The organism is Pseudonocardia pini (genome assembly GCF_013870575.1).
Lineage (GTDB): Bacteria > Actinomycetota > Actinomycetes > Mycobacteriales > Pseudonocardiaceae > Pseudonocardia > Pseudonocardia pini.
The window spans coordinates 1-1,540 of record NZ_JACBXB010001035.1; the positions used below are offsets into that span (position 1 = coordinate 1).

Here is a 1,540-nt window from a genome sequence, read left to right on the forward strand (position 1 = left end):
CAGCGCGTCGGCGGCGGGCAGCCCGCCCGCCAGGCTCACGACGTCGTCGCGGGCGGTGAGGGTCAGCAGGTCACGGATGGCCGAGCCGCGGACGGCGGCGAGCCGGGTGGACAGGGTGAGCGACATGGCGGTTCCTCGCGGGGACGGGAGGGCCCGGAGGGCGGCGGCGGGGTCGACGCGGCGCTCGGGCGGGGTCCCGCGGGGATCGTCCGCGGCGTACGGGTGTCGGCCGGGTGGGCCGGACGGCTCCATGGTGCCCAATCGTCCTGCCATGCGGAAAGTGAATTCCAGATGGTGAGATCGGACAGAGGTTGCGAACCGATCACGACCGCGTGAAGAAAGATGACTTGACCTGGGCCGACCCTCTAGGTTGCCGGTCATGACGTACCCGCCCGGTGACGACGGTCAGCAGGGTCACCCGCAGCAGCCCGGCCAGTACCCCCCGCCCGGGGGCTACCCGCAGCAGGGCGGGTACCCCCAACAGGGCGGATACCCGCCGCCGGGTGGCTACCCGCAGCAGGGTGGTTATCCGCAGCAGGGGGGCTACCCGCAGCAGGGCGGCTATCCCCAGCAGGGCGGATACCCGCAGCAGGGCGGCTACCCGCCCCCGGGGAACCACCCGCAGCAGGGCGGGTACGGCCCGCAGGGCGCCTACCCGGCACCCGGCGGCGGTGCACCGCTGCCGGACCCGCTGGTCGCCGCGGACTTCGGTGACTGGTGGACGAAGGTCATCGCGGTGCTGGGCCGCAGCTGGCAGCCGCTGCTGATCATCCAGCTGGCCACCGCGCTGCCCGCGCTGATCATCGGCGCGATCATCGGGGTCATCGTCGCCGCGGGCGGCGGGGTCGTGCTGACCGCGGTCGGCGCGGGCCTGTCGGTGATCATCGTCGTGGCCGTGGCGCTGCTGGCGCAGGGCGCCTCGGTCTACGTGGTGACCCGGCAGGCCGCCGAACAGCCGGTCGGGGCGGGCGAGGCACTCTCCTTCGCCGCGGGCCGCGCGCTGCCGCTGCTGGGCTGGGGCCTGCTCGCCGGGCTCCTGACCTTCATCGGGTTCCTCCTGCTCGTCGTCCCCGGGCTCTACCTGCTGATCGTGTTCGCCGCGTCGCTGACCGGTGTGATCATGTTCGAGCGGCAGGGCATCGGCCGGACCTTCGAGCTGGTCAACCGGGAGTTCTGGCCGACCACCGGCAAGCTGATCACCGCGTTCATCGCCGCCGGCGTCTACAGCTGGATCATCCAGCTGATCGTCGGCACGTTCGCGAACCCGGGCACCACGCTCTACTCGATCGTCACGAACATCCTCACCCTGCCCGTGACCCTCGCCTCGGCGGGCGTCGCGGTCGTCACCTACGCCACGCTGCGGAACCGTGAGAACCCGCAGACCGGCACGCCCACCCTGGTGCAGGAGCTGCAGAGCTGAACCTGCCCGCCCAGGTCGTCGGTGCCGGGTGGCACCCTGGACACCGATGACTGACGGCCTGTTCGACCTCGGCGAGCCCGCTGCCGACGCTCCGGAGACGGTGGAGCGTCCGGCCGCGGG

1 protein-coding gene is annotated in these 1,540 nt (G+C 72.5%); it reads left to right on the top strand.

Annotated elements, in window-relative coordinates; all coding sequences use genetic code 11:
• Nucleotides 1–379 precede the first annotated feature (379 nt).
• Nucleotides 380–1,420 carry a hypothetical protein gene (locus H5J29_RS32225; protein WP_181784689.1) on the top strand — a complete coding sequence of 347 codons (1,041 nt, stop codon included), beginning with the start codon at nucleotides 380–382 and terminating at the stop codon, nucleotides 1,418–1,420.
• Nucleotides 1,421–1,540: the final 120 nt, after the last annotated feature.

What these genes read in the sequence shown, in the direction of transcription:
- H5J29_RS32225 (WP_181784689.1), top strand. Translation starts at nt 380, where the DNA reads ATGACGTACCCGCCCGGTGACGACGGTCAGCAGGGTCACCCGCAGCAG.